Consider the following 24646-nt stretch of genomic DNA (forward strand, 5'->3'; position numbering starts at 1 on the left):
CGAATTAGATCAGCATAAAATACAAGGCACTTAGCTTGTTGGAGTTTTCTATTTCCGAACTTGTTCACAACGGGAAATCCCGATTTCAGCAGGCGATTAAGGTCTTACAAAGCAAGTTAAGGTCTTACAAAGAAAGCCCCTTAAAAAGAGGCTTTCAGTTTATTTATTTACTATTTTCTATTTTAATTTATCATAGAAATTACGGCATCAAAAACATTTATTTCGCCACCCAAGCTGTAAAGAAGTTAAGTACTTTTTCTTCATCATAGCCTTTTCCTTTTTCCAGACTACCACTTTCCTGTACATGCAATGTTTTTCCGTTTCTGTCTAAAACAATAAAAAATGGATAACCTAATTTATTTCCTTCAGGAGCATACTTCTGAAAAACAACCTCGTTTTTATTCTCCTTTGAATAATTAAGGTGATAATAGAGAAAGCGAGTCTTCAACAACTTGTCTACACTTGCCGTTTTATGGATATAATCATTAAATTTCAAACACCAAACACACCAGTTTCCCCCAGCTTGGATAATAATATTTTTCTTTTCTTTCTTTGCCTGAACTAATAACTGATCAATATCATTTTGTGCATTAGCATCTGGACGGTAAGGCTTTGAAAGCTCCTCGGTCGCAGTAGCCTGTTGTGAGAACGCTTTAGACTGTAAAACTACCGTTCCAAAAAACACAACGGCTCCGCACAGAAATAATCTTATATTTCTCATCATAAATAAATTAAATAGTACTCTAAAATTACAAAATCATTTGCCTAAACCAAAACATAAGCAGCATACAATGGTTAAACATGATATAGCTATCGACCCAAAAAAAACATCCAAGATCACACAGCACATATTTTGATCGGATCGTTAAACATGGTAAGAAAGTGCAGATGCCAGCTAAAGTTTTCAAATTGGGGTAATCATCGAATACTCCTCATTGGCGAGGGAAAAAACACAGCTTGACACGCCATACGGAACTGCTGGCAAAAAAGAAAAGCTAATATTTTATTACAATCAAAACAATAAAAAACAAAACAAAACAAAAGCAAATATCATATCTTAACATAAATATGATGTAATTCCTTTTAAATTTGATGAATATACTATAACTTAGTATTGAGAATAGGGAAATAAACCAGCAACAAAGTTTACCATAACACTCCAAAACGAAAGAAAATGAAACATCAAAAATTCAATAGATCAAAACTGATAGAAAAAATAAGAGATACGAGTGCATGGGATGTTATCGTAATAGGTGGTGGAGCGAGCGGATTAGGTGTTGCATTAGATGCTTTAAGCCGTGGATTCAAAACCATTTTGCTGGAACAGGTTGATTTTGCAAAAGGTACTTCAAGCAAAGCGACCAAACTCGTTCATGGCGGTGTACGCTATTTAGCTCAAGGTGATATTAGTCTGGTTAAAGAAGCGCTTCACGAAAGAGGTCTACTTCAAAAAAACGCTCCTCATCTGGTGAAAAACCAATCATTTATCATACCCAACTACAATTGGTTCGATGGTCCATTCTATACTATTGGAATGAAAATATATGATCTTTTGGCCGGTAAATTAAGTTTGGGAAAATCCATCCATATCAATAAAGATGAAACACTTAGTCGGATAAGCACAGTTAGACCAAAAGGTTTATATGGTGGAGTGGTTTATCAGGACGGGCAATTTGACGACTCAAGACTTGCACTCAATGTAGCCCAAACCTGCATACAGATGGGTGGAGTTGCCCTAAATTATGTAAGAGTGAATAATCTCACTAAGGATAAGAACGGACGAATAAACGGTGTTATCGCCAATGACACCGAAACAGGTGAAGTTTTTACGATACAAGGTAAGGCGATAATCAATGCCACAGGCATATTTGTAGATGATATCTTAAAAATGGATAGACCGGAAGCCAAACAAATGGTACGTCCCAGCCAAGGAGTCCATCTCGTATTTGACAAATCCTTCCTCCCTGGCGACGACGCGATCATGATTCCAAAAACAGATGATGGACGTGTCCTTTTTCTAGTTCCCTGGCACAATCGGGTCATTGCAGGAACAACCGACACCCCGATTGATGAACATAGCCTTGAACCCGTAGCTTTGGAACAGGAAATCGATTTTATTTTGAAAACTGCGGGACGCTACTTAACGAAACAACCAACAAGAGCAGATGCATTGGCGGTATTCGCTGGACTTCGTCCATTGGCCGCCCCTACAGGCAACTCCAATAAGACCAAAGAGATTTCACGAAGCCACAAAGTTATTGTAAGCGACTCCAAATTACTGACTTTAACAGGTGGAAAGTGGACAACATTCCGTCGAATGGGGCAAGATACAATCGATAAAGCGATAAAAATTGGCTGTTTACCGCAAAAAGAAAGCCGGTCCGCCACACAAATGATTTATAGTGCCATTCCGACAGCAGATAGAAGCAATCATCTCTATATTTATGGTGCTGACCAAGAAGCTATCCGTGCATTAGCCCAGGAAAATCCTGAATGGAATGAGAAATTATTAGCGCACCTAGAATTTAAAAAAGCAGAGATTGTTTGGGCCGCACGCAATGAACTTGCCAGGACAGTAGAAGATGTGCTATCCCGTCGTGTACGCATACTCTTTCTAGATGCCAAAGCTGCCGTTGAAGCAGCTCCTGAGGTCGCTAGATTACTCGCACTGGAACTAGGTAAGGATGAAAATTGGCGAAATGATCAAATTGAAAACTTTCAAAAAGTTGCAAAAAATTACATCTTGAAGTAACACAAAAATAACCAACAATACTCAATTATGGAACAGCAATACATCTTGGCAATGGATCAAGGTACCACCAGCTCCAGAGCAATAATTTTTGATAAAGACAGAAATATAGTCTCCATTGCCCAGAAGGAATTTACACAGATATTCCCACAACCGGGATGGGTCGAACATGACCCACATGAAATCTGGTCAACGCAGGCAGGTGTCACAGCAGAAGCCACCACAAAGGCAGGATTAAATGGTAAAAATATTGCCGCTATTGGTATAACCAATCAACGCGAAACTGTAGTCGTCTGGAACAAAGAAACTGGAAAACCCATTTATAATGCCATCGTTTGGCAAGATAAACGCACAGCAGATTATTGCGACGAATTGCGCAAGTCCAAAAAGCATGAAATGATTCAGGAAAAAACGGGACTGATATTAGATCCGTATTTCTCTGCTACCAAAATCAAATGGATTCTGGACAATGTAGAGGGGGCGCGGGAAAAGGCACAAAACGGAGAATTAATTTGTGGAACGATCGACACCTGGCTCGTCTGGAACCTCACCCGCGGCGACGCGCACATCACTGACGTTACTAACGCATCCCGTACCTTACTGTTTAATATCCACAGCATGGAATGGGACGAGGAACTCCTTGAATTGTTTGACATCCCCGCGGCCATGCTTCCGCAAGTAAAAGAAAGCAGCGAAATATATGGAGAATCCCGGACGACCATTTTTGCACACAAAGTCAAAATAGCAGGAATTGCCGGCGATCAGCAAGCGGCACTTTTTGGACAGCAATGTATCGAGAAAGGAATGGTCAAAAATACATACGGAACAGGATGCTTTATGTTAATGAATATTGGCGATAAACCAATCCGATCAAAGAACAACCTTTTAACAACCGTTGCATGGAAAATCAACGGAAGAACAGAATATGCATTAGAAGGCAGCATATTCATCGGCGGCGCACTGGTCCAATGGTTGCGCGACAATCTTAACATTATCCATAAGTCGGCCGACGTTGAACAACTGGCACTTACAGAAAAAGATAATGGTGGCGTCACCTTTATCCCAACATTTGCAGGTTTGGGAGCACCATACTGGAATGCCCGTGCACAAGGCACTTTATTTGGACTCACGCGCGCAACAACGAATGGCCATATTGCACGCGCTTCGCTCGAAGCAATCTCCCTTCAGACACGGGATGTACTACAGGCAATGGAGGCTGATAGTGGCATACCAATCAAAGAATTGCGTGTAGATGGTGGTGCGACTGGAAATGACCTGCTCATGCAAATTCAGGCTAATATACTCAATTGCAACGTTGTGCGACCTAAAATTACAGAAACAACGGCTTTGGGCGCGGCATACTTAGCAGGACTAGCTGTAGGCTATTGGAAAGACCCGCAGGAAATATCGAAGTTTTGGGCGCAAGATCGTCTATTTGAACCCGAAACTGAACAAGAAGAGCAAACCAACAAAATCATTAAACTCTGGACAAAAGGAGTTAAAGCATTACAGTACTGGACCGAAAACTAATCCACAAGCATGAACCATTATTTAGCAGAATTTATCGGTACAACACTCCTATTACTTTTGGGGAACGGAGTTGTCGCCAACGTTATATTGAAAGGTACAAAAGGAGAAAATGGAGGATGGATTGTAATCACTACGGCATGGGCACTTGCAGTATACGTGGGGGTAGTATTTGCCGGACCCTATACCGGTGCGCACCTCAACCCTGCAGTAACAATTGCTGTCGCTCTGAATAATGGACTCTCATGGACGGAAGTACCTGGCTATATTCTTGCGCAAATTGCCGGCGGTTTCTGTGGCGCCATGTTAACCTACTTCATGCACAAAGATCACTTTGACGCTACTTCAGATGCCACGACCAAACTCGGTGTTTTTGCCACTATACCGAACATACGAAATACTTCAACAAACCTGGTGAGTGAAATCATCGGAACCTTTGTGTTAATTTTTGCGATTTTCTTCATTACAGGCCAAGAGATTACCATCAATGAAAAAACTGAGCCCATCGGGATGGGTTCCCTTGGTGCTATTCCTGTCGCTTTCGTCGTTTGGGCCATCGGTCTATCATTAGGAGGTACTACAGGCTATGCCATAAATCCTGCCCGTGATCTCGGTCCACGCCTATTTCATGCGCTTTGGCCAATTAAAGGTAAAGGCAGCTCGGACTGGTCCTATGCATGGATTCCTATTTTGGGGCCCATCATAGGCGCTATTTTAGCCTTTGCACTCTATATATGTATAAAGCCTGCCTAGTCAGCGTATTTTATAACATCTAAAAGGGGATTCAATTTATGAATCCCCTTTTAGTTTTTTACCCGCGTTTAGGCTTTCGATGACCATATTCACGATCCCGCTCAAACGTATTCATATGACGTTCCTTCTTGCCAGGGTATACATCGTCTATTACAATTAAGATACCTTTTTCCTCCACCGTACCAAATTCATCATTACGTGCTGTACCAAAAGATTTCATGGTTGGCGAAAGGTTCATATACGTATTGATGAGTGGTGGAATGTTCTCTCCCAATGCCCTTACACGACTGTTTAAAACTTTATATCCCTCCCTATAATCCAATCCATCAAAAATGCCGATAAAACGATCGTAATCGTTCTTTATTTCCAATTCAGGAAGGGGTAACACCAAGTTGTCGTGATCAGGGAAATAATAATCCATAAAGTAAAGTAGCATATCACGCGCATCTTTATTGTAATGCGGATACATCGTTACCTTACCGAAGAGATATTTTATTTCCGGATTAAGCATAACCAAAGCTCCTAAGCCGTCCCACAAGTTATCTAATGAAAAAATTCCTTTTCGATTATCTATGGCGGGTTGGTATTTAGGTTGAACAAAAGAGCGCCCCAATTCTATGGTGTAAGGCAAATACTCTTGTGCGAACAAATCAGAAAACTGAAAATAATGCGCTGTTGACAAATTGGGCACACCATCTACCTCTCCAGCGTCAGCACATTTAATGACACGATAACCAGCAACCACTTCCTCATCTTCGGGATTCCATGCGATCAACTGATCGTAACAATCTTCGCAGGTATCATTTTCATCAATATCAATTGAAAGTCCTGTACCTCCGCCTGCCCCACGAAAAGTCAACTCACGTAAACGCCCAATTTCCCGCATGACATTCGGCGAATTATGATAGTTGATTAAATATATCTCGTTATTTCCATTGTTGGTATATCGTAAGAAAACGTCTTTATTCAATTCGGTCTTCAATAATGCTCTATCAACTGGGGGTATAATTTCTTGCATAAATTCTATTTTTCTTGAGCCAATCCATAAACCCTTCTTTTCACTTCCTCAGCCCAAGTTTTTTCGTTTTTTGATTGATCAAACGCTGTATAAGGGATTCGTTCTCCTACTATAATATTGACGGTATGCCCACGTTGAGCAAACATTTCATCAGGTAAATATAACATTTCAATGTTTACCTTAAGACCTATTTTCTGTCTAAGCCTTGCAAAATTATAAAAAAACTTAGAGTTTTTACCGTCGATTAACACTGGAATGACATCTTTTTTATATTTTTTTGACTTACTGATGAAACTTTTCTTCCATTCAAGATCCTCAATATGGCCATCTTTTTGTTTTCTGGAAACCAAACCAGCTGGAAATACCAATAGCGCGTCATCGGCACCATAAGCCTCTTCAATCGCTGTAATAGCCTGTTTTCCCTGCCCTCCAAGCTTGTTTACACCCACAAAGAGGGGTCTCAAATTGTCTATATTTAATAGAATATCATTCACTAAAAATTTGACGTCACGCCGGTGCTTACCAATAGCATGCATAAATGCGATACCGTCCAATCCGCCCAAAGGATGATTGGATGCAAAAATTACAGGATCCGATGCTGGAATATTTTCCGCACCGTACAAATTGACCTTTACATCCAGATCATTGATCAGAGCATCAACAAAATCCAATCCCTGAAGGTCTGCAAAGCGTGTCATAATATCATTTATCTCATCTTCATGAATTGTCCTTTTTAAATAATTCATTAAAAAAGACGGAATCCATTTAGCAAGCCCCGCGTTCTTTTTGTGAATAACTTCACGTATATCAATAAATTTTTTATTCTCGCTTGTGGTCATCAATCCTATTTTTCTGATTAGAAATTACATCTTTAGAAAGGCTTCTAACCAAGCCTTTCTCAATTCGCTGACAAAAATAATAACAGAACGGTAATAAAAGTACAATTTTAAACTTTAAAAATGTACTTATTTGCGATTATGCAATCTGTCCTTTTGCCTGAGTTTTTGAAGTGCTTCAGCAACTCAAACAATTAAGCAGAAATCTCATCTTCGAAAATTTCTTTTGACCTAGTTTTTTTATTAAGTTTGGATATGCTAATAAGTCAATTTCTTTCAAACGCAGATTTCAGCATTCAAAATGCTGATTCAATACAACAGGCGCTCGAAAAGCTCCAAGATATGCTTTGTAAAGAATTAATTGTTTTAAATGGTGACGAATATATTGGCTTGGTCAATGAAACCATTTTATTGGAAGCCGAAGACGAGGAAGCATTGCTTTCTTCCATCCCCATAAATACAGTTCCAATACCGTTAAAGTTTAATCAACATCCTTATGATGCCCTGGTGATGATGACTGTGTACAATAGTACAATTGTTCCTATTTTGGACCAGGACAACAAATATATTGGAGTCTGTACGCAGTTAGATATCTTAAAAGCAATCAGTTTGATTCAATCACAGAATGAATCGGGCGCAATTATTGTCTTAGCCATCGGACTACATGATTTTTCATTGTCTCAAATTGCGCATCTCGTGGAAAGTGATAATTGCAGAATTCTCAATTGTGCTACCAAAATAAATTTGGACACCGATAATATTGAAGTTACACTAAAAATAGACAAATCAAATATTGGTGCTTTGCTCAATTCATTTTTGCGACACAACTACATAATTTTGGAAACTCACAATACGATAGCATCCTTCGATGACACTGCCGACCGCTATCAACAGCTCATGAATTACATCAACATATAATTAGAATTATTTTTTTCTCATCTTTGCCCCCATTAAAATTGAAAACAATATGAGAATCGCAATATATGGAAGAGAGTTTCAACCCTCTGTTATAACACATGTGAAACACTTGTTTGAATATCTTGTAGATAAAAATATTGAAATTTGGGTGTATGAACCATTCCATAAATTTCTCATCACACAGTTTGAATGTGATTTTAATTTCTTAACATACAATACGTACCAGGAAATTAAAGGTTGTATCCACATTATGCTGAGTTTGGGTGGTGATGGAACAATGTTGTCTGCCGTTTCACTAATAAAAGATTCTGGAATTCCAATCGCTGGAATGAATTTTGGTCGACTTGGTTTCCTAGCCTCAATCAATAAAAATGATTTCGAAGACTCTTTGGATGACATTCTTAACCAGCGTTATAGCATACAAAAGCGTGTATTGCTTTCTGTCGAATCCGAGCAGACAAATTTGTTCCAAGGTAATCACTATGCTCTGAACGATATTACGGTGTTTCGTTACGATAGCTCGGCTATGATTACCGTAAATGCCCGCATCAATGGTGAATGGCTTAATTCATATTGGGCTGATGGACTAATTATCGCTACACCTACCGGTTCCACGGCATACTCGCTGAGTTGTGGCGGACCTATTATTATGCCCGAAAGTGGTAATTTCGTGATAACCCCTATTTCACCTCACAATCTTAATGTTAGACCGATTGTCATTTCCAATCAGTTTACCCTGGAGTTAGAAATAGAAAGCCGGAGCAACCAATACATTCTAAGCTGTGATTCGAAAAATGAATCTATTGATACATCCATAAAATTAACGATTAAACAGGCTCCATTTACGATTAATCTCATTAGACTTCCCCATGAGAGCTTTTTCAGCACATTGCGAGAGAAATTACTTTGGGGAATTGATGTCAGGAACTATTAAGCTATTACTAAGTTCAAACTAGCTCAGGCTAGTTGAAAAAAAGCACCAAAACTGATTGCCCAAGATATTTCAATCAATCTTTATATATAATGTACTTCTGAATTTCCAATTAAAAATCGATATTTGGAAGAAGTAAAGGACGGTAGAATGATTAAGTTCCTATGAGAAATGCGCATGAAATCATTCATTCGATGAAAAGTTTAACAAACACTATTCATTGATAGGAATACAGAATACAAAGCATAGGTTTTAACACACCGAAACAGCATCACCGTTAAGGTGTTAATTTTATTGAAAACAGCAAAAATGAGTTTTTTAGATCAGATAGATAATATTAAGTTGCCACAGCATATCGCCATCATCATGGATGGAAATGGACGCTGGGCAAAACAGAAAGGAAAACTTCGTGTTTTTGGGCACCAAAATGGTGTAAAAGCAGTGAGAGAAGCTTTAGAAGGATGTGTAAAAGCCAATATTAAATTTCTGACACTTTATGCATTTTCTGCAGAAAACTGGAATAGACCTAAACTAGAAGTCATGGCGCTAATGGAGCTATTGGTTTCTTCACTCAAAAAAGAAATTAAAACTTTTCAGGAAAATGGCGTTCGCTTGAATGTCATTGGCGACATTAGCAAACTACCTTTACATGCACAAAAAAAGCTTCAAGAGACCATAGTAGCGACGAAAGAAAATAAACACTGTACGTTGACGTTAGCATTGAGCTACAGTTCCCGCCAAGAAATCCTAGATGCTACTCGAAATCTAGCACAACAAGTAAAAGATGGACTACTCACTATAGATGAAATTGACGATGAGTCATTTGCTTCAAACCTCTATACGCAAAACCTTCCAGACCCTGATCTGCTCATACGTACAAGTGGAGAATTGAGAATAAGCAACTTTCTACTTTGGCAAATTGCTTACTCAGAACTATGCTTCTTAGATAAGATGTGGCCTGAGTTTACTAAAGAGGATTTGTACAAATCAATAGTAGACTACCAACAGCGCGAAAGAAGGTTTGGAAAAACAAGTGAGCAGTTATAAATGATTTTATTAAATTTGTCCACTGATTTGAAGAAAACAAGCTGGTTAAATTTTCTTAATTAACAAAAATTAACAAACGATTGGTGTACTTTAGCGCCAATAATTTTAGATAAATGAAGCGTATACTACCCGTAATACTATTTTTTGGTCTCTCATCAATGCAGCTCGTCTACGGACAGGACAAAGGTGCTTTCAATTTAAATGACCCAGAAAAAATCAGCTATCTCAATCCCAAAAACTATGTAATTAGTGCAATTGATATAACTGGAACACAATTTTTAGATAAAAATGTATTAATTACCATATCTAAATTGTCTGTCGGTCAATATTTGGAAGTTCCAAGTGAGGCAACTGCAAAAGTAGTGAAGGATATGATGGCTCAAGGCCTCTTTGATGATGTCGAATTATGGGCAGATAAAATTGAAGGTGAAAATATATTTTTAACCATTCGTGTAGTAGAACGTCCCCGTTTAACTCGAATTGACATCAATGGCTTAAGTAAAAGTCAAACCGAAGAAGTACGCAAACGTTTAAATAGCAACACAGGTAAAATCGTCAATGAAAATTTGATGAATACTACACGTGCTACTATTCAGCGTTTTCTAAAAGAAAAAGCTTATTTATATCCGGAGATTACGTTAAAGACGGTAAAAGACTCTGCACAGGCTAATAATGAAATACTTATTGCCGATGTAGATAAAAAACATAAGGTTAGAGTCAAAAAAATGACTTTTACGGGAAATGAGCATTTTTCCCAAAAAGAGTTGAGAAAAATGGCCAAACCTATCAAACAAAAAATGTGGTACCGTATTTTTGGCCCAGGAAAATTCAAGGAAGAGAAATACAAAGAAGGTAAAGAAAACCTGATCAAAAAAATGGCTGACAAAGGATATCGTGATGCGACTATCCTTAAAGATACTGTTATTCGAGAGGGTGAGAAAAATGTGTTAGTTAATTTTGACATCTATGAAGGTCCTAAATATTATGTAGGTAATATTGTCTGGACAGGTAACGCAAAATATTCTGACACTTTACTTAACAAAATTTTAGGAATCAAACGTGGCGATGTCTTTTCAGAAGAAAAATTAACCGCAAAATTGATGGGGCCCACAAAAAATAGTGATGACATCTCTTCCATCTATATGAACGATGGATATCTTACTTTTTCGGTAGACCCTGAACAAACCCGTATTTACAACGACACCATCGATTTGAATTTACGCGTATATGAGGGGGCTCAATATACAATCAACAATGTTATTGTCAAAGGTAATGATGTTACCAATGACCGTGTTGTATTACGGTCAATTTACACAAAACCAGGTCAAAAGTTCTCAAAAGAACAAATTATGCGAAGTGTGCGTGAAATTGCGCAGCTGGGAAATTTTGATGAACAGAAAACCAACCCGGTACCCACCAATTTAAATTATGCAGAAGGTACAGTGGACATCGTGTATAACGTAACAGAAAAACCTTCGGATCAGGTCGAACTTTCTGGTGGTTATGGTGCAGGTCAGATTATCGGAACCTTAGGATTAACATTCAATAACTTCTCTACCAGCAATTTCTTTGACAAAAGTTCATGGAAACCCTTGCCACGTGGGGATGGGCAGAAATTGAGTGTCCGTGGGCAAACTTCGGGTAAACGCTATCAATCGTATAGCTTCTCGTTCTCAGAGCCGTGGCTAGGTGGAAAAAAACCAATTTATTTTGGCTTGAGTGCCTATACGTCGAGCTCATCGTATGGAGGATTTAACTATTATACTGGAGAACAAATTGTTAAAGATTCAGAGTTAAACCGGATCTGGATGACGGGTGTTACGGCTACTTTAGGTAAACGCTTGCAATGGCCAGACAACTGGTTCCAGGCAAATACTTCTTTGTCATTCCAGCGCTATAAGCTACAAAACTATGGAAATTATTTCCTGTTTGATAATGGTACAGCCTATAATATCAACTTGACACAAGAATTTAGCCGTAATTCGATCGATGCTCCTATCTATCCTACTTCGGGCTCTAATATCAAATTTTCTGTACAATTGACCCCTCCATATTCATTGTTCAATAACATTGACTATAAAAATGGTTCCGCGCAAGAACGCTACCGTTGGACTGAGTATCACAAATGGAAATTTGATTCGCAGTGGTATGCAAAAATTGTTGGTAAACTTGTTTTCAAAGCGCAAGCTCAATTTGGTTTCTTAGGTAAATATTCGAGCAAAACTGAAATATCAACGTTCGAGCGTTTTAAAGTCGGGGGCGATGGTATGCAAGGGTTTGATTACTTACAAGGTTCGGAAATTGTTGCACTACGTGGTTATGCAAATGGTGTAATCATTCCTGAAGGGACACAGAATGTGAATGTAGCGCGAAATTCAGGTAGCCCAATTTACACAAAATATCAAATGGAGTTGCGTCATCCGGTTATGTTAAATGACCAGGCAACTGTTTACGTCTTGGCATTTGCTGAAGCCGCAAATACCTGGAACAAGTTTACCGAATACAATCCATTTAAAGTTCGCCGCTCTGCAGGTGTAGGTGCCCGTATCTTCTTACCTATCTTTGGTATGTTGGGAATAGACTATGGACATGCATTCGATCCTATCCCTGGTTTGCCGAGCAGTACATGGAAACAAAACTTTACATTCAGTATCATGCAAAATATGGGCGGTTTCTAGTCCGTGTTGATTCCAAGCTATTTGGACATAAAGTTTAAAAAAAAGCTATCGCAAGAAATTGTAGATAGCTTTTTTGTTTAAAACGTTTTCCTTAAAATCTTGCCTTACGTTAGCGCTAAAAAGAATACCTTGCCAACATTAGGAGAAGAATTATGGTAGACTGACCAACAAGTTAAATAGTGTTAAACCTGACAAATATCTATTAGATTGCTTCTTTTTTCTTATTTTTGAGCGTTAAATTTACGTAGAACGAATTTACCAAATTAAACTTTTGGAATTATCAAAAGTCATAAGGTAAATTAGTGTTAAACAATTAAACGTATAGTCTATAAAAACTTACAGGAAATATGAAAAAACTATTGTTAGTTATAGCTTTTGTCGTCGTTAGTGCTACAGTGACATTTGCTCAACAAATTGCATATGCTGATTCAGAATATATCTTAAAACATATTCCTGAATATACAACTGCGCAAAAGCAGCTGGATGATCTGTCTAAACAATGGCAAGAAGAAGTTGATCAGAAGTATGCGGAAATCGAAAAGCTCTATCAGGCATACCAAAAAGATCAAGTTTTACTCAATGAAGACATGCGCCGCCGTCGTGAGGATGAAATCGTAACAAGAGAAAAAGAAGTAAAAGACTATCAAAAACAAAAATTTGGATTTGAAGGCGACCTCTTTAAAAGAAGGGCACAGTTAATGAAGCCTATTCAAGATCGTGTAGCAAAAGCTATCCAAGAAGTTGCTACTGCACAGGGTGTAGATTTTATTATGGATAAAGGTAATGAGTCAACTTTTCTTTATGCTAATCCAAAATTGAATAAAAGTAATGATGTCATTACAAAATTAGGGTATAAACCGAATCCTAGTCTTGCAAACTAGGCTGGAGTTTATTATCATTGTGAACACAAATAATATTAATAGTAATTAATTAAAAAACTAAAAGATTGCCATAGTGATGGCTCATTAGATTAAAATGAAAAGCATGAAAAATTTATTAAAGGGTGCGGTTGCTTTAGTGGCAGTATTTTTCTCAACTCAATTTGCAAATGCGCAACAAAAGATTGGTCATATCAACTTTGCAGAAATAATTCAATCTACATCTGAATTTAAAGCAGCTGAAGGGCAATTGAAAACATTGAGTGATGGTAAAACCAAAGAAATTCAAGATATGGTTACCATTTATCAAACAAAACAGAAAGATGCAAACGATAAATTGCGTAATAGAAGTGAAGCAAATAAAGATACAGTTGATCCAGAAATCAACAAGATAGGTCAAGAATTGCAAGATATTCAAGCTCGTATTCAAACAGCTCAACAAGCTGCTCAGGAAGACTTAAATAAAAAAGAAGAAGAATTAATTGCTCCAATCCATAGAAAAGTTGGCGAAGCTGTAAATGCTGTTTCTAAAGAAAAAGGTATGGCTTATGTATTTGATATTTCAAGTACAAATATCCCTTACTTCCAAGGTGGAGAAGATTTAACTGCTGCTGTAAAAACTAAATTAGGTATTTCAGCAACGGCAGCTCCTGCTGCTGCTCCAGCAAGAAAATAAGTTAGTATATAACTTGATATATAAAAAAAGGATCATCTGTATGGATGATCCTTTTTTTATATAAACTCCATTTCAATAAATCAAACGCAATTTTATTTGTAATAGATCGTACAATTCTTCCAAAAAAGCTTTCCCTTAAGTCTAAAGAATAAGATAAACTAAAAATCTCATACTTGATTTTCTTGCATTTACCAGCTAAATTTTGGATATTGCTCTAGAAAAACAAACATATCTACCCTAATGAAAACTTCGTGGTCCCAAAATTGTTCTTTAATAGACAAATGAAAGGTACCCAAGAATGCTTCTTCGTTAATTTGATTTTATTCGCATGAAAAAAAAAGTAATTGAGGATAATCCTAAAAAAGAAAGAAAGGTGACTTCCGGTCCTATTCGTGACAAGGAACGCACTAAGGCTCGAATGATCGCAGCTGTAGGAAAGGTAATTCAGAAAAAAGGATATCACGCGTTGAATGGCCCTAATATTGCTTTGGAATGTGGGCTGAACAAAGCATTAATATGGAATTATTTTGGTGGTCTTGATCAGCTAGTGGAGGCTTATATGGCGCAAAAAGACTTTTGGCAATTAGGAGACAAGGGAGTCTTAGAGCAAATGATCTCGAACCCGAGCTCCATCAATATCTCCTCGCTAGAAGAACTACTTCAATCTCAGTTTAACACCTTTTTAAAAGATAAAACGAAACAAAAAGTCATTCATTGGGGATTAGGCGAGAAGACAAAAGCGTTAAAAAACATCGCTGAAAAAAGAGAAATGCTTGGCGAAGAATTGTTTAAACACATAGACGCTAGGTTCGAAAATTCGGAAAACGACCTTCGAGCGACATTTGCTATTCTGGTGAGTTCCATTTACTATATGAGCCTACAGGCGAAATCTACGGGAAGTACTTTTTTTGGTATCGATATCAATACCGAAGCAGGAAAACAACGCATTGAAAAAACCATACGCAAAATTTTAGAGCAAACCTTCGCTAATGTCCAGCGATAGACTAATCGAGTATATATAGAAAAAACGTCCAAAAAAATAATCATTTTTGGACGTTTTTTTATCAGCCTCCATAATACCTATTTAAAATTTCAATAAAATATTGCTATATCTCCATTTTTGATTTATTTTTACTATGTTAGCATAACAAAATAATATAGTATATTTGTTTATAACCAAGATTCAAACATATGATAGGTCAACTGATATTTGCAGTTTGTTTCGCTGTAGCATTATTCTTTTTTAGCAAAAATGCTCAAGAGATTTATCAGAACATCAAGCTGGGGCGTCCAGCGGATCGTTCGGATAAAGCGGCGGAGCGTTGGAAGATGATGCTGCTTGTCGCCTTTGGACAAAAAAAAATGTTTAAGCGAATTTTTCCTGCAGTCTTGCATTTATTCGTATACCTCGGTTTTGTTATCATCAACATTGAAATGTTGGAAATTATTATAGACGGACTATTCGGCACACATCGTATCTTTTCATTTTTAGGAAGCTTTTATAATTTTTTAATCGGAGCATTCGAATGGCTCGCGCTGAGCGTGCTGCTATCGTGTATCATTTTCTTAATCAGGAGAAATATCGCTAAAGTAGCTCGTCTAAATAGCCTGGAATTGAAAAATTGGCCCAAGACGGATGCAAATATTATTTTAATCACAGAGATTCTTTTAATGTCGGCTTTTTTACTCATGAACGCTTCTGATCTTAAATTGCAGCTCTATGGCTATGCACATTTTACCTCTGTAGGTTCGTTTCCAATAAGCCATTATCTTCTTCCCTACATTCCAGCTTCAACAGATACATTATTTTTGATAGAACGGCTTTGCTGGTGGTTTCATATTCTAGGCGTACTCGCCTTCTTAAATTACCTACCCTATTCTAAACACCTACATATTATTCTGGCTTTTCCAAACACTTATTTTTCGAATCTGAATGCCAAAGGCAAGCTATCAAATATGCCTGCTGTCACCAATGAGGTAAAAGCGATGCTTGATCCTAGTTTCACTCCGCCTTCCACAGATGCAAATGCACGTTTTGGGGCCAAAGATGTACAGGATTTAACCTGGAAGAATTTATTGGATGCGTATACCTGTACGGAATGTGGACGTTGTACATCTTCTTGTCCTGCAAATATGACAGGAAAGCTGCTATCGCCACGAAAAATAATGATGGATACACGGGATCGACTAACCGAAGTAGGCGCCAATATTAAAACAAACGGGAGCTTTCAAGATGACGGGAAATCTTTAATTGATACGTATATCAGCCGGGAAGAATTATGGGCCTGTACGAGCTGTAATGCATGCGTAGAACAGTGCCCCGTCAATATTAATCCCCTTGAAATTATTATTGAACTTCGTCGCTTTGCTATTATGGAAGAATCACAAGCTCCTTCAAGTATTAATAATATGTTTGGAAATATTGAGAACAACGGCGCGCCGTGGAAATATGCACAAATGGATCGCGCTAATTGGACTCAACAAAAATAGTTTTATGATGGACAATGAATTAAAAGTTCCGACAGTCGCTGAACTGTTGGCTAAAGGAGAAACTCCGGATATACTATTTTGGGTTGGCTGTGCTGGCAGTTTTGATGAACGTGCACAAAAAATTACACGCGATATCTGCAAAATATTAGCACATGTTGGTTTAAAATATGCCATTTTAGGTACAGAAGAAACGTGTACCGGAGATCCGGCTAAAAGAAGTGGAAACGAATTTCTATTTCAAATGCAGGCCATGATGAACATCGAAGTACTAAATGGTTATGAAATTAAGAAGATAGTTACTGCCTGTCCCCACTGTTTCAATACATTGAAGAATGAATATCCGTCGCTAGGTGGAAACTATGAGGTCATTCATCATACACAATTGATCCAAAATCTGATCGATGATGGAAAGTTGAAACCAGCTGACAACAATGTATTCAAAGGAAAAAAAATAACCTACCATGACCCGTGCTACCTTGGCCGTGCAAATGAAGTGTATGAAGCACCAAGAAAGGTATTGGAAAGCCTAGATGCCCAGTTGATTGAACTAAAGCGCTGTAAGAGCAACGGGCTCTGTTGTGGAGCAGGGGGCGGTCAGATGTTTAAAGAACCAGAACCAGGTGTAAAAGACATTAATATAGAACGTATTGAAGAAGTCATTGATGCACGGCCTGATGTTCTTGCGGCAGCATGTCCTTTTTGTATGACGATGTTAAAAGATGGAGTAAAGATCAAAGAAAAAGAATCAGCGATAGAAGTGTTAGATATAGCAGAAATTACCGCGCGGGCAAACCACTTGTAAATATATTGCCATACAAATTAAAAGAGGCCCGATCATACGATCGGGCCTTTTGTGTAGGGAGAAGAATATCTCCTTTTCACGATTAAATTAGGGGAATCCCAAAGCCGGTTAAAATATAGGGGATTCCCCCGAATCGAAGATCAGCGCTGTATTTTTGCTGACCAAACGACTCTAACATCTAGCCATAACAAAGATACACCCAATCGGTCGATCAATTGTTGTTCATTTCGTTGAAAATGTTGTTCAAAACTTGCCATTTATAAAAAAAATGATCTGAATGATTAGCTATTCAACTTAGTATTGGATCTTAAAGCTCTTTAATCAGGTCATAATTTCTATAGGGCTATCTGAAACAAAATTCAATTAGGTCACATTTTTCGGATATTTTATAAGTAGGAACGGGCGTTATAAATGTGGGACAGCAACAGCATACTTACTTGCTGGATTAAGCAAAGTACTTTTATACAACTTTTAAAGATTTGTTTGAAAGTCTTTGAACTAAAAATGCCCGAATCAAATGATCGGGCATTTCTTTTAAAAATAGAATCAACGCGCCCCTACAATGATTTACAAGGAGCTATCTAGCATATAATTACCAAACGATTCAATTTAACTTTTTTTTCTAATAGGCTATTGGAAAAAAAAATCTACTTTAGTAACGATTGTTGTCTAAACTTCATCTCTCTCAATCCACTTCTGTACCATTGGTGCCTCGTACTTTTGCATCTTTTCAATCAGCTCCTCAATCGTATCAGCAACCAATAGCATGGCTCTATTTTCCGATTTCAGAAGCCCCTCTTCTACCATGTGATCCACAAATTGAATTAAATGATTATAAAATCCATTAATATTTAACAAACCAACGGGTTTTTTATGTAAACCCAACTGCCCCCACGTTATCATTTCAAAAAGCTCTTCCAACGTACCAAAACCTCCTGGCAGAGCAATAACCCCATCCGCATAATCATTCATAATGCGTTTACGGTCGTGCATGGTATCTACAGTAATCAGTTTTGTTACTCCCGTATGTTCTCTTTCTTTCGAATTTAAAAAGTCAGGAATAACTCCGATTACCTCCCCCTCCTGAGCGAGAGCTCCATTCGCAACAGCACCCATTAAGCCAACGCGTCCACCACCATAAACTAAACGAATACCAGATTTAGCCAAAACCTGACCAACATGGGAAGCCTGTACTTCATAAATTGCCGAATTACCTAAACTGGAAGCACAAAAAACTACAATACTTTTAACTTTATTCATATACAAGTATAGCTAAAAAAACTAGTGGATCAACTTTATTTTTCATATGGTCATACACAAAATTAAAACACCCACATTCCACTCAACTTTGAAATTATGCCTCATGATGATCACCTGATTCGCAAAAATTATCGCCTATTTTAGAACAAAGAAATATAAATGTAAAAAAAACATTTAAAATAAGTAACACATTTAATATCTTTGATTTACCGTTCCTCTTACATAATTGCTAACCAGACAAGCTCATCAGATCTTGTTAAAAACACACGATAATTTCATTCGATATGATTTTAAAAAACAAATTTTTCCACAGCGTTCTTGCATGTTTATTTAGTTTAGCGCTTGACGCCCAAACAACACCCCGATTAAATTATTTCGATTTAAGAGAGATAAGGTTGTTGCCTGGTTTTTTTAAACATGCCGAAGATCTGGATATTAATTATTTATTGGAAATGGATCCAGACCGACTGCTGGCTCCCTTTTTGCGTGAAGCCAGTTTACCATTGAAAAAAGAATCTTATACCAATTGGGAAAATACGGGATTAGATGGACATATCGGCGGGCATTATTTATCCGCTCTAGCATATATGTATGCTGCTACAGGAGATCGTCGTATCAAGGAACGCCTCGATTATATGCTCGACAACTTGAAACGATGTCAGGATGCAAACGGAAATGGGTATATTGGTGGTGTACCTGATGGTCAAGTTATTTGGACGGAAATTCAACAAGGCAAGATCAATGCAGGTAGCTTCAACCTGAATGGGAAATGGGTGCCGCTATACAATATACACAAAACCTATGCGGGTCTAAGGGATGCCTATGTTTTGACCGGAAATGAATCTGCTAAAACTATGCTTATTAAAATGACCGATTGGGCACTAAAGCTGGTTAGTCAGCTTTCAGAAGCCCAAATACAGGATATGCTAAGGAGTGAACATGGTGGCCTAAATGAAACCTTCGCAGATGTCGCTGCTATTACCCAAAATAGAGCTTATCTTGAACTTGCACGCAAGTTCAGCCATAAATCCATTCTCAATCCCCTTTTGCAACGTGAAGACCATTTAACAGGACTTCATGCGAATACACAGATTCCAAAAGTTCTGGGTTTCAAACGTATTGCTGACCTTTCTCATGACGAAAAATGGGCGGAAGCCGTTAGGTATTTTTGGGACAACGTTGTTGAACAGCGTTCCATTTCCATTGGTGGAAATAGCGTGAGTGAACATTTTAATCCGACAGATGATTTTTCAAAGATGATCCACAGCATTGAGGGCCCCGAAACCTGTAATACATACAATATGTTACGCCTCACAAAAATGCTATACCAAACTGATCCGCAGGGCAAATATCTCGACTTTTATGAACGCGCTCTTTACAATCATATTCTATCGACACAACACCCCGAACACGGTGGATTAGTATACTTCACACAGATCCGCCCTGGACATTATCGCGTTTATTCACAGACACAGACAAGTATGTGGTGCTGTGTTGGTTCAGGTATGGAAAATCACGCCAAATATGGTGAAATGATCTATGCCCATCGTAACAATGATTTATATGTCAATCTCTACATTCCTTCACACCTAGACTGGAAGGAGCAAAATATAGAAGTTATTCAAGAAACAAAATTTCCGACAGAAGCGAACACAAGCATACGAATCAATCCAAAAAAGCCGACTTCATTCAGTCTGTTTATTCGTAAACCGGGCTGGTTAAACACTAATCCGAAGGTTTCGATCAATGGTAAGCGCTACGAAAATTTCTATTTGACCAATGAGCATATACACATCAAACGAACATGGCGAAAAGGTGATATTGTTAGCGTAGAATTACCTATGGAGATACATACTGAACAATTGCCCGATAAAGGTAACTATTACAGTATTTTATATGGACCTATTGTTTTGGGAGCTCGCACAGGACAGGAAAACCTCAGCGGACTGCAGGCAGATGATAGCCGAATGGGACACATCGCATCAGGAAAACAAATCCCTTTACGTGATCTTCCAGTCCTTAAGGCTGAGCCTAATAATATTCCAGCTCTTATAAAACCTATAGCATCCAAACCTTTGCATTTTACACTCTCGGATCTCTATATCGGAAAACAAAGTCTTCAAATGGAACTCGAACCATTTTTTGGTATTCATGACTCTCGTTATATGATCTATTGGCCTCAAGCCACAGCGCAAGAATTACAGGAATTACAGGATAAAATGAGTAGAGACGAAATAGAAAGTTTGGCCCTTAATGCCAAAACGGTCGATAAAGTAGTTGCTGGTGAACAGCAACCAGAATCAGATCACTTTTTTCGCGAGGAAGGTAGCAATGCTGGAGCATTCGGCGATACGCGATGGCGAGAGACAAAAAGCTGGTTTAGTTATACGATGAAAATAACACCCGAGACTAAACTAGTAGCAATCAAATTGCTGGCAGATAGCTCACCTCGAATAACTGAAGTTATGATCAATGGTAAAACCATAAGTACATGGGAAGACAAGGATGAGAAAACAATTATTAAAACAATACAAATACCGCTTCCCCAAAATGCTATAGATAAGACGAAAATAGAACTGAAGATTAAGGCTGGGACAGCATCAACAAGTCACAAGATCTTAGAAGTCCGAACACTTCTCCCTGATTAAAGAAAGCTTCCTTTAATCAAGGGAGAAGTGCCAATTATTTGCTATTTCCCTATTAAAACAGCAGCACCTTGGGGCTGTAATGTCAATTTGATTGTTTTAGCATTAGCAAGTCGGATTTGTTTTTGTTCAGATGTCCGCGCTTTATTGTCTTCAATCAGTTGTACCTTATCTGTGGTCAACATGGGTAATGTTACCGAAATAGTTTTTTCCTTACCCCCTGCGTTGATGGCAGCTACATACCACGTATCCGCCTTCCTGCGGGCAAGTATAACGTATCTACCTGGATAACCATCGATAAAAGTAGTCTCATCCCAAAGTGTTGGAACCTGCTTCATAAAATCGATTACATGGGTTGGCATATCCTGTAAGTTATTCGGTGTCAAACCAAAATTTTGAACCGGATTTTGAAATAAAACAGCGGTTGCTATTTGGAAAGTTTCCGTTGTCTTGCGGATAGTACCACCATTATTTTCGCGGTTATGGCGTTTGTTTAACAAAACTGGCCCAAAGTCCATAGCAGCGACCGAGTTGCGAATAAAAGGATGCAATGTTGCGTTAAAAGCTTCCATATCATTTGCATGCTGTGTAAAAATTAAGTTTTCAGAAGCCAATACGGCTTCGCTACCCGCAAAATTCGGGTACATTCGCTCCCACCCTCTCGGTAAAGTACATCCGTGAAATATAACAGTTAATCCATAATCATTAGCATCAGAAAGAATATCCTCGTATAGCTTAAATGTTTCCTGTTTATCACCTCCAAAAAAGTCGACTTTAATGCCTTTAATACCGATTTGTTGCATCCATTGCATCTCCGCCTTACGCGCGATGGATGTATTCATTTTATTTTTAGGTGTTTGTGGTGCATCGTTCCAGTATCCATTTGAGTTGTACCACAAGCAAATACTGACCCCGCGCTCTTTTCCATAATCAACCAGTTGTTTAATTTTCGCGCGACCAATCTTTGTATCCCACCAATTGTCTATTAAAACAAATTCATAACCCATTGCGGATGAAAGGTCTATAAACTTCTTTTGGTCTTCAAAATTAATACTAGCGTCTTGCCATTCCAACCAGCTCCATGTTGCCCGTCCAAACTCGTATTGCTTCGAAGGCTTATACTGAGGCTCGACGACATCGAAAGGAATTGTGGTTTCGACAATAGGTTTTAAATTACTTCCAACAGTTAGTGTTCGCCAAGGTGTATAACCAGGTAATGAAATCGTTGGAGCCGCCCGACCAATCCCATTATTCTCCCCATTTTCTGGAAAAGCTATCTTGTAAAGGCCATCTTTCGTACCCTCACTTAATTTAGATCCACAATACGCACTTGATACGCCAGTTTCTGAGACAAGTACCCATCCGCGATCTCCGACATGAAAGAGCGCTGGGAAAGTGAAGCCCATACCATATTTTGAAGGAAGTCCCAAATGCTGATCTGTTTGATACTCCTCTTCATAACTTGGCTTTGTCTTCATCCAACCGATCATCGGAGGAGCCTGAGCTGTCAAAAATGTCGTTGTAAATATTGGAAATTTAAATCCACTCTCTTCTTTTATCAAGGCGAAGTTGGCCGGTTCCCCCATCTGAGGCACATAGTATCTGAACGCAATATTGTTATTGCTTACTCTAAAAGTAACCTCTATCTGCTGCTTTGAAGGATTCTCTAAGCGGTAAATTAGCTCATTTGCCTGATAGGTGACTTGACTGCGCTTTATTTTTAATTCGTTGTAATTACTGGAGATTTCTGACCTCTTTTCTCCTATAGGACGCAGACTATCAATTAAATTAATCGTACTGCTTTGGAGTCCAAGCGGTGAAGCTTCCAACATAGTCTTTCCACTCAATTCAACTTCATAAAATAGATTGCCATTTCTAAGATTCAGTTTAACGGCAAGAGCGCCATCCGGACTAGATACCGATGTCTGTTGTGCTAAAGCAACGGTGCTGTTCAATGACACTACACACAATAAAATGCACCCCTTCAATGTTGATCGTCTAAAAAGATGCCTATAAATATTATTAAACATAGATTTATTAAATTTTAGGTCTGTTATTATGCTAAAGATAAGCTTTTTATTTATAAATGTATAAGAAACACTTATTATCTAATATATCCTTTTCATACAAACTAATGCCACTAAGACCAACAAATGATTGTTATGAATAGAAATTTTTTCATAACGGCTTTTTCTTATCCTATGGAAAGTTATAAAAAACAAAAAAGCATTATAATTGTAAAGAAGTAGTGACATTTATTTTTCAATCTTAAAACATGTTAACTTATGAATCTAATTATGAACGCGATAGCAATTGCCAGTGTAGCAACTGCTTCCTTAATACCCCCAATAGCTGAACTCCCCTCATTGCTCATTCAGAACCATCAAAGCGTTGCTTTTTTACAAGAAAGACAGACCTTAAAAGATGAGTACATCGGAACCGACTCGCTAGTACAGTACTTTAATCAAACAAGTGCAGAACTTGAAAGACAAGTTGCTGGACTAAGCGAAGCGCAACTTCAGTTTAAGCCCGCATCCGACAAATGGTCTATCAGTCAATGCCTTGAGCATATTATCCGTTCGGAACGGATAATATTTGAAATGGCGAAGAAGGGCCTGGATCAAGATCCCCAACCTGAAAGAAGAAATGAAATCAAATTGACAGATGAGAATCTTAAGAATGCCCTGACTGACCGGAGCCAAAAATATCAAGCGCCCAAGGAACTTCAGCCCGAAGGAATTTATAAAGATGTAAGAACTGCACTCACTGATTTCAATGCAACCCGACAACCCGTGCTTGATTATATTAAAAAGGCTGATGTAGAAGATCTCAGAAATCATGTCAGCGATTCTCCAACTGGTCCCATTGATGGTTACCAAGCTCTAATGTTTATTGCCGGACACTGTGCACGTCATACCAAACAGATCGTAGAAATAAAAGCAGATCCAAACTTTCCTAAAAAATAGAAAATGAAGAAACTGACTTATCAAATTAAGATTAATGCTGCTGTCTCACGCGTTTTTAAAACAATGCTTGATAAAGAAACGTATAAAAAGTGGACAAGTGCTTTCAATCCAAGCTCTGATTTCGAAGGCATATGGGAGGAGGGCGAAAAAATTAATTTCATCGGAATCAATGAGCATGGTGAGAAAGAAGGGATGATCGCTGAGATTGCACAATATATTCCCAATGCATTTGTATCGATCAGGCATTTGGGAATTTTGAATAAGGGCCAAGAAATATTATCGGGCCCCGCTGTCGAGGATTGGGCTGGCGCACTGGAAAACTATTCTTTTTTCGCCGTCGAAGGAAAAACCGAATTGAAAGTGGATGTAGATACGAACGACGACTTCATCGAATACTTTAATCAGGTTTGGCCGAATGCTTTACTCCGCTTGAAGAATCTGAGTGAAATGGAATAAAAAAATATTGCTAACT

20 protein-coding genes are annotated in these 24646 nt (G+C 38.2%); 15 read left to right on the forward strand and 5 right to left on the reverse strand.

From position 1 onward, the window contains the following. Positions 1 to 217: 217 nt before the first annotated feature. The gene (locus B2107_RS10120; protein WP_293955509.1) at positions 218 to 724 is read right to left on the reverse strand and encodes a thioredoxin family protein; all 507 of its coding nucleotides are present in this window, start codon (positions 722 to 724) and stop codon (positions 218 to 220) included. Between the two features lie 450 nt (positions 725 to 1174). On the opposite strand from B2107_RS10120, the gene B2107_RS10125 reads away from it, so the two are divergent. From B2107_RS10125 to B2107_RS10135, 3 genes are read left to right on the forward strand one after another with little or no spacing between them, the layout of a single operon-like run. Beyond that, complete coding sequence (locus B2107_RS10125) at positions 1175 to 2752, forward strand: glycerol-3-phosphate dehydrogenase/oxidase (RefSeq protein WP_293955510.1); 1578 nt, start codon at positions 1175 to 1177, stop codon at positions 2750 to 2752. A gap of 27 nt (positions 2753 to 2779) precedes the next feature. Beyond that, entirely contained in the window at positions 2780 to 4279 is a 1500-nt protein-coding gene (gene glpK, locus B2107_RS10130) for a glycerol kinase GlpK (protein WP_293955511.1), read from the forward strand. Between the two features lie 9 nt (positions 4280 to 4288). Continuing rightward, on the forward strand, positions 4289 to 5029 hold the full coding sequence (locus B2107_RS10135; RefSeq protein ID WP_293955512.1) for an MIP/aquaporin family protein: 741 nt from the start codon (positions 4289 to 4291) through the stop codon (positions 5027 to 5029). Positions 5030 to 5087: 58 nt separating this feature from the next. Here the strand turns inward: B2107_RS10135 and B2107_RS10140 are convergent, their stop codons facing one another. Next, positions 5088 to 6047: a GNAT family N-acetyltransferase gene (locus tag B2107_RS10140; RefSeq protein ID WP_293955513.1), complete on the reverse strand. Its 960-nt coding sequence runs from the start codon at positions 6045 to 6047 to the stop codon at positions 5088 to 5090. Positions 6048 to 6052: 5 nt separating this feature from the next. Then, positions 6053 to 6886 (reverse strand): 1-acyl-sn-glycerol-3-phosphate acyltransferase, encoded by an 834-nt coding sequence (locus tag B2107_RS10145; protein ID WP_293955514.1) that lies wholly within the window; start codon positions 6884 to 6886, stop codon positions 6053 to 6055. Between the two features lie 252 nt (positions 6887 to 7138). Between B2107_RS10145 and B2107_RS10150 the strand changes: the two genes are divergently transcribed. From B2107_RS10150 to B2107_RS10190, 9 genes are all read left to right on the forward strand, one after another. Next, a complete protein-coding gene (locus B2107_RS10150; protein ID WP_293955515.1) occupies positions 7139 to 7801 on the forward strand; it encodes a CBS domain-containing protein in 663 nt (220 codons plus the stop codon). Between the two features lie 49 nt (positions 7802 to 7850). Beyond that, the gene (locus B2107_RS10155) at positions 7851 to 8735 is read left to right on the forward strand and encodes an NAD kinase (protein ID WP_293955516.1); all 885 of its coding nucleotides are present in this window, start codon (positions 7851 to 7853) and stop codon (positions 8733 to 8735) included. A 306-nt stretch (positions 8736 to 9041) separates the two neighbouring features. After that, the gene (locus B2107_RS10160) at positions 9042 to 9779 is read left to right on the forward strand and encodes an isoprenyl transferase (RefSeq protein ID WP_293955517.1); all 738 of its coding nucleotides are present in this window, start codon (positions 9042 to 9044) and stop codon (positions 9777 to 9779) included. Positions 9780 to 9892: 113 nt separating this feature from the next. Next, complete coding sequence (gene bamA, locus B2107_RS10165) at positions 9893 to 12457, forward strand: outer membrane protein assembly factor BamA (protein ID WP_209576016.1); 2565 nt, start codon at positions 9893 to 9895, stop codon at positions 12455 to 12457. Between the two features lie 347 nt (positions 12458 to 12804). Beyond that, the gene (locus B2107_RS10170; protein WP_293955518.1) at positions 12805 to 13338 is read left to right on the forward strand and encodes an OmpH family outer membrane protein; all 534 of its coding nucleotides are present in this window, start codon (positions 12805 to 12807) and stop codon (positions 13336 to 13338) included. A gap of 103 nt (positions 13339 to 13441) precedes the next feature. After that, entirely contained in the window at positions 13442 to 14011 is a 570-nt protein-coding gene (locus B2107_RS10175) for an OmpH family outer membrane protein (RefSeq protein WP_293955519.1), read from the forward strand. A 328-nt stretch (positions 14012 to 14339) separates the two neighbouring features. Beyond that, positions 14340 to 15014, forward strand: coding sequence for a TetR/AcrR family transcriptional regulator (locus tag B2107_RS10180; RefSeq protein ID WP_293955520.1), 675 nt, complete (start codon positions 14340 to 14342; stop codon positions 15012 to 15014). A gap of 188 nt (positions 15015 to 15202) precedes the next feature. After that, positions 15203 to 16501 (forward strand): (Fe-S)-binding protein, encoded by a 1299-nt coding sequence (locus B2107_RS10185; protein ID WP_293955521.1) that lies wholly within the window; start codon positions 15203 to 15205, stop codon positions 16499 to 16501. A gap of 7 nt (positions 16502 to 16508) precedes the next feature. After that, complete coding sequence (locus B2107_RS10190; RefSeq protein ID WP_293955566.1) at positions 16509 to 17303, forward strand: (Fe-S)-binding protein; 795 nt, start codon at positions 16509 to 16511, stop codon at positions 17301 to 17303. A 669-nt stretch (positions 17304 to 17972) separates the two neighbouring features. Here B2107_RS10190 and B2107_RS10195 read toward each other — a convergent pair. After that, the gene (locus B2107_RS10195; protein WP_293955522.1) at positions 17973 to 18563 is read right to left on the reverse strand and encodes a TIGR00730 family Rossman fold protein; all 591 of its coding nucleotides are present in this window, start codon (positions 18561 to 18563) and stop codon (positions 17973 to 17975) included. A 284-nt stretch (positions 18564 to 18847) separates the two neighbouring features. Between B2107_RS10195 and B2107_RS10200 the strand changes: the two genes are divergently transcribed. Then, positions 18848 to 21211, forward strand: coding sequence for a glycoside hydrolase family 127 protein (locus B2107_RS10200; protein WP_293955523.1), 2364 nt, complete (start codon positions 18848 to 18850; stop codon positions 21209 to 21211). Positions 21212 to 21252: 41 nt separating this feature from the next. Here the strand turns inward: B2107_RS10200 and B2107_RS10205 are convergent, their stop codons facing one another. Then, entirely contained in the window at positions 21253 to 23238 is a 1986-nt protein-coding gene (locus B2107_RS10205) for a glycoside hydrolase family 97 protein (RefSeq protein ID WP_293955524.1), read from the reverse strand. Positions 23239 to 23493: 255 nt separating this feature from the next. Here B2107_RS10205 and B2107_RS10210 point away from each other — a divergent pair, with 255 nt between their 5' ends. Together B2107_RS10210 and B2107_RS10215 are read left to right on the forward strand one after the other, a co-directional pair. Then, positions 23494 to 24174 (forward strand): DinB family protein, encoded by a 681-nt coding sequence (locus tag B2107_RS10210; RefSeq protein WP_293955525.1) that lies wholly within the window; start codon positions 23494 to 23496, stop codon positions 24172 to 24174. 3 nt (positions 24175 to 24177) lie between these two features. Beyond that, positions 24178 to 24630 carry an SRPBCC domain-containing protein gene (locus tag B2107_RS10215; RefSeq protein WP_293955526.1) on the forward strand — a complete coding sequence of 151 codons (453 nt, stop codon included), beginning with the start codon at positions 24178 to 24180 and terminating at the stop codon, positions 24628 to 24630. Positions 24631 to 24646 lie beyond the last annotated feature (16 nt).

This window comes from Sphingobacterium sp. UBA7855 (genome assembly GCA_002500745.1).
Lineage (GTDB): Bacteria > Bacteroidota > Bacteroidia > Sphingobacteriales > Sphingobacteriaceae > Sphingobacterium.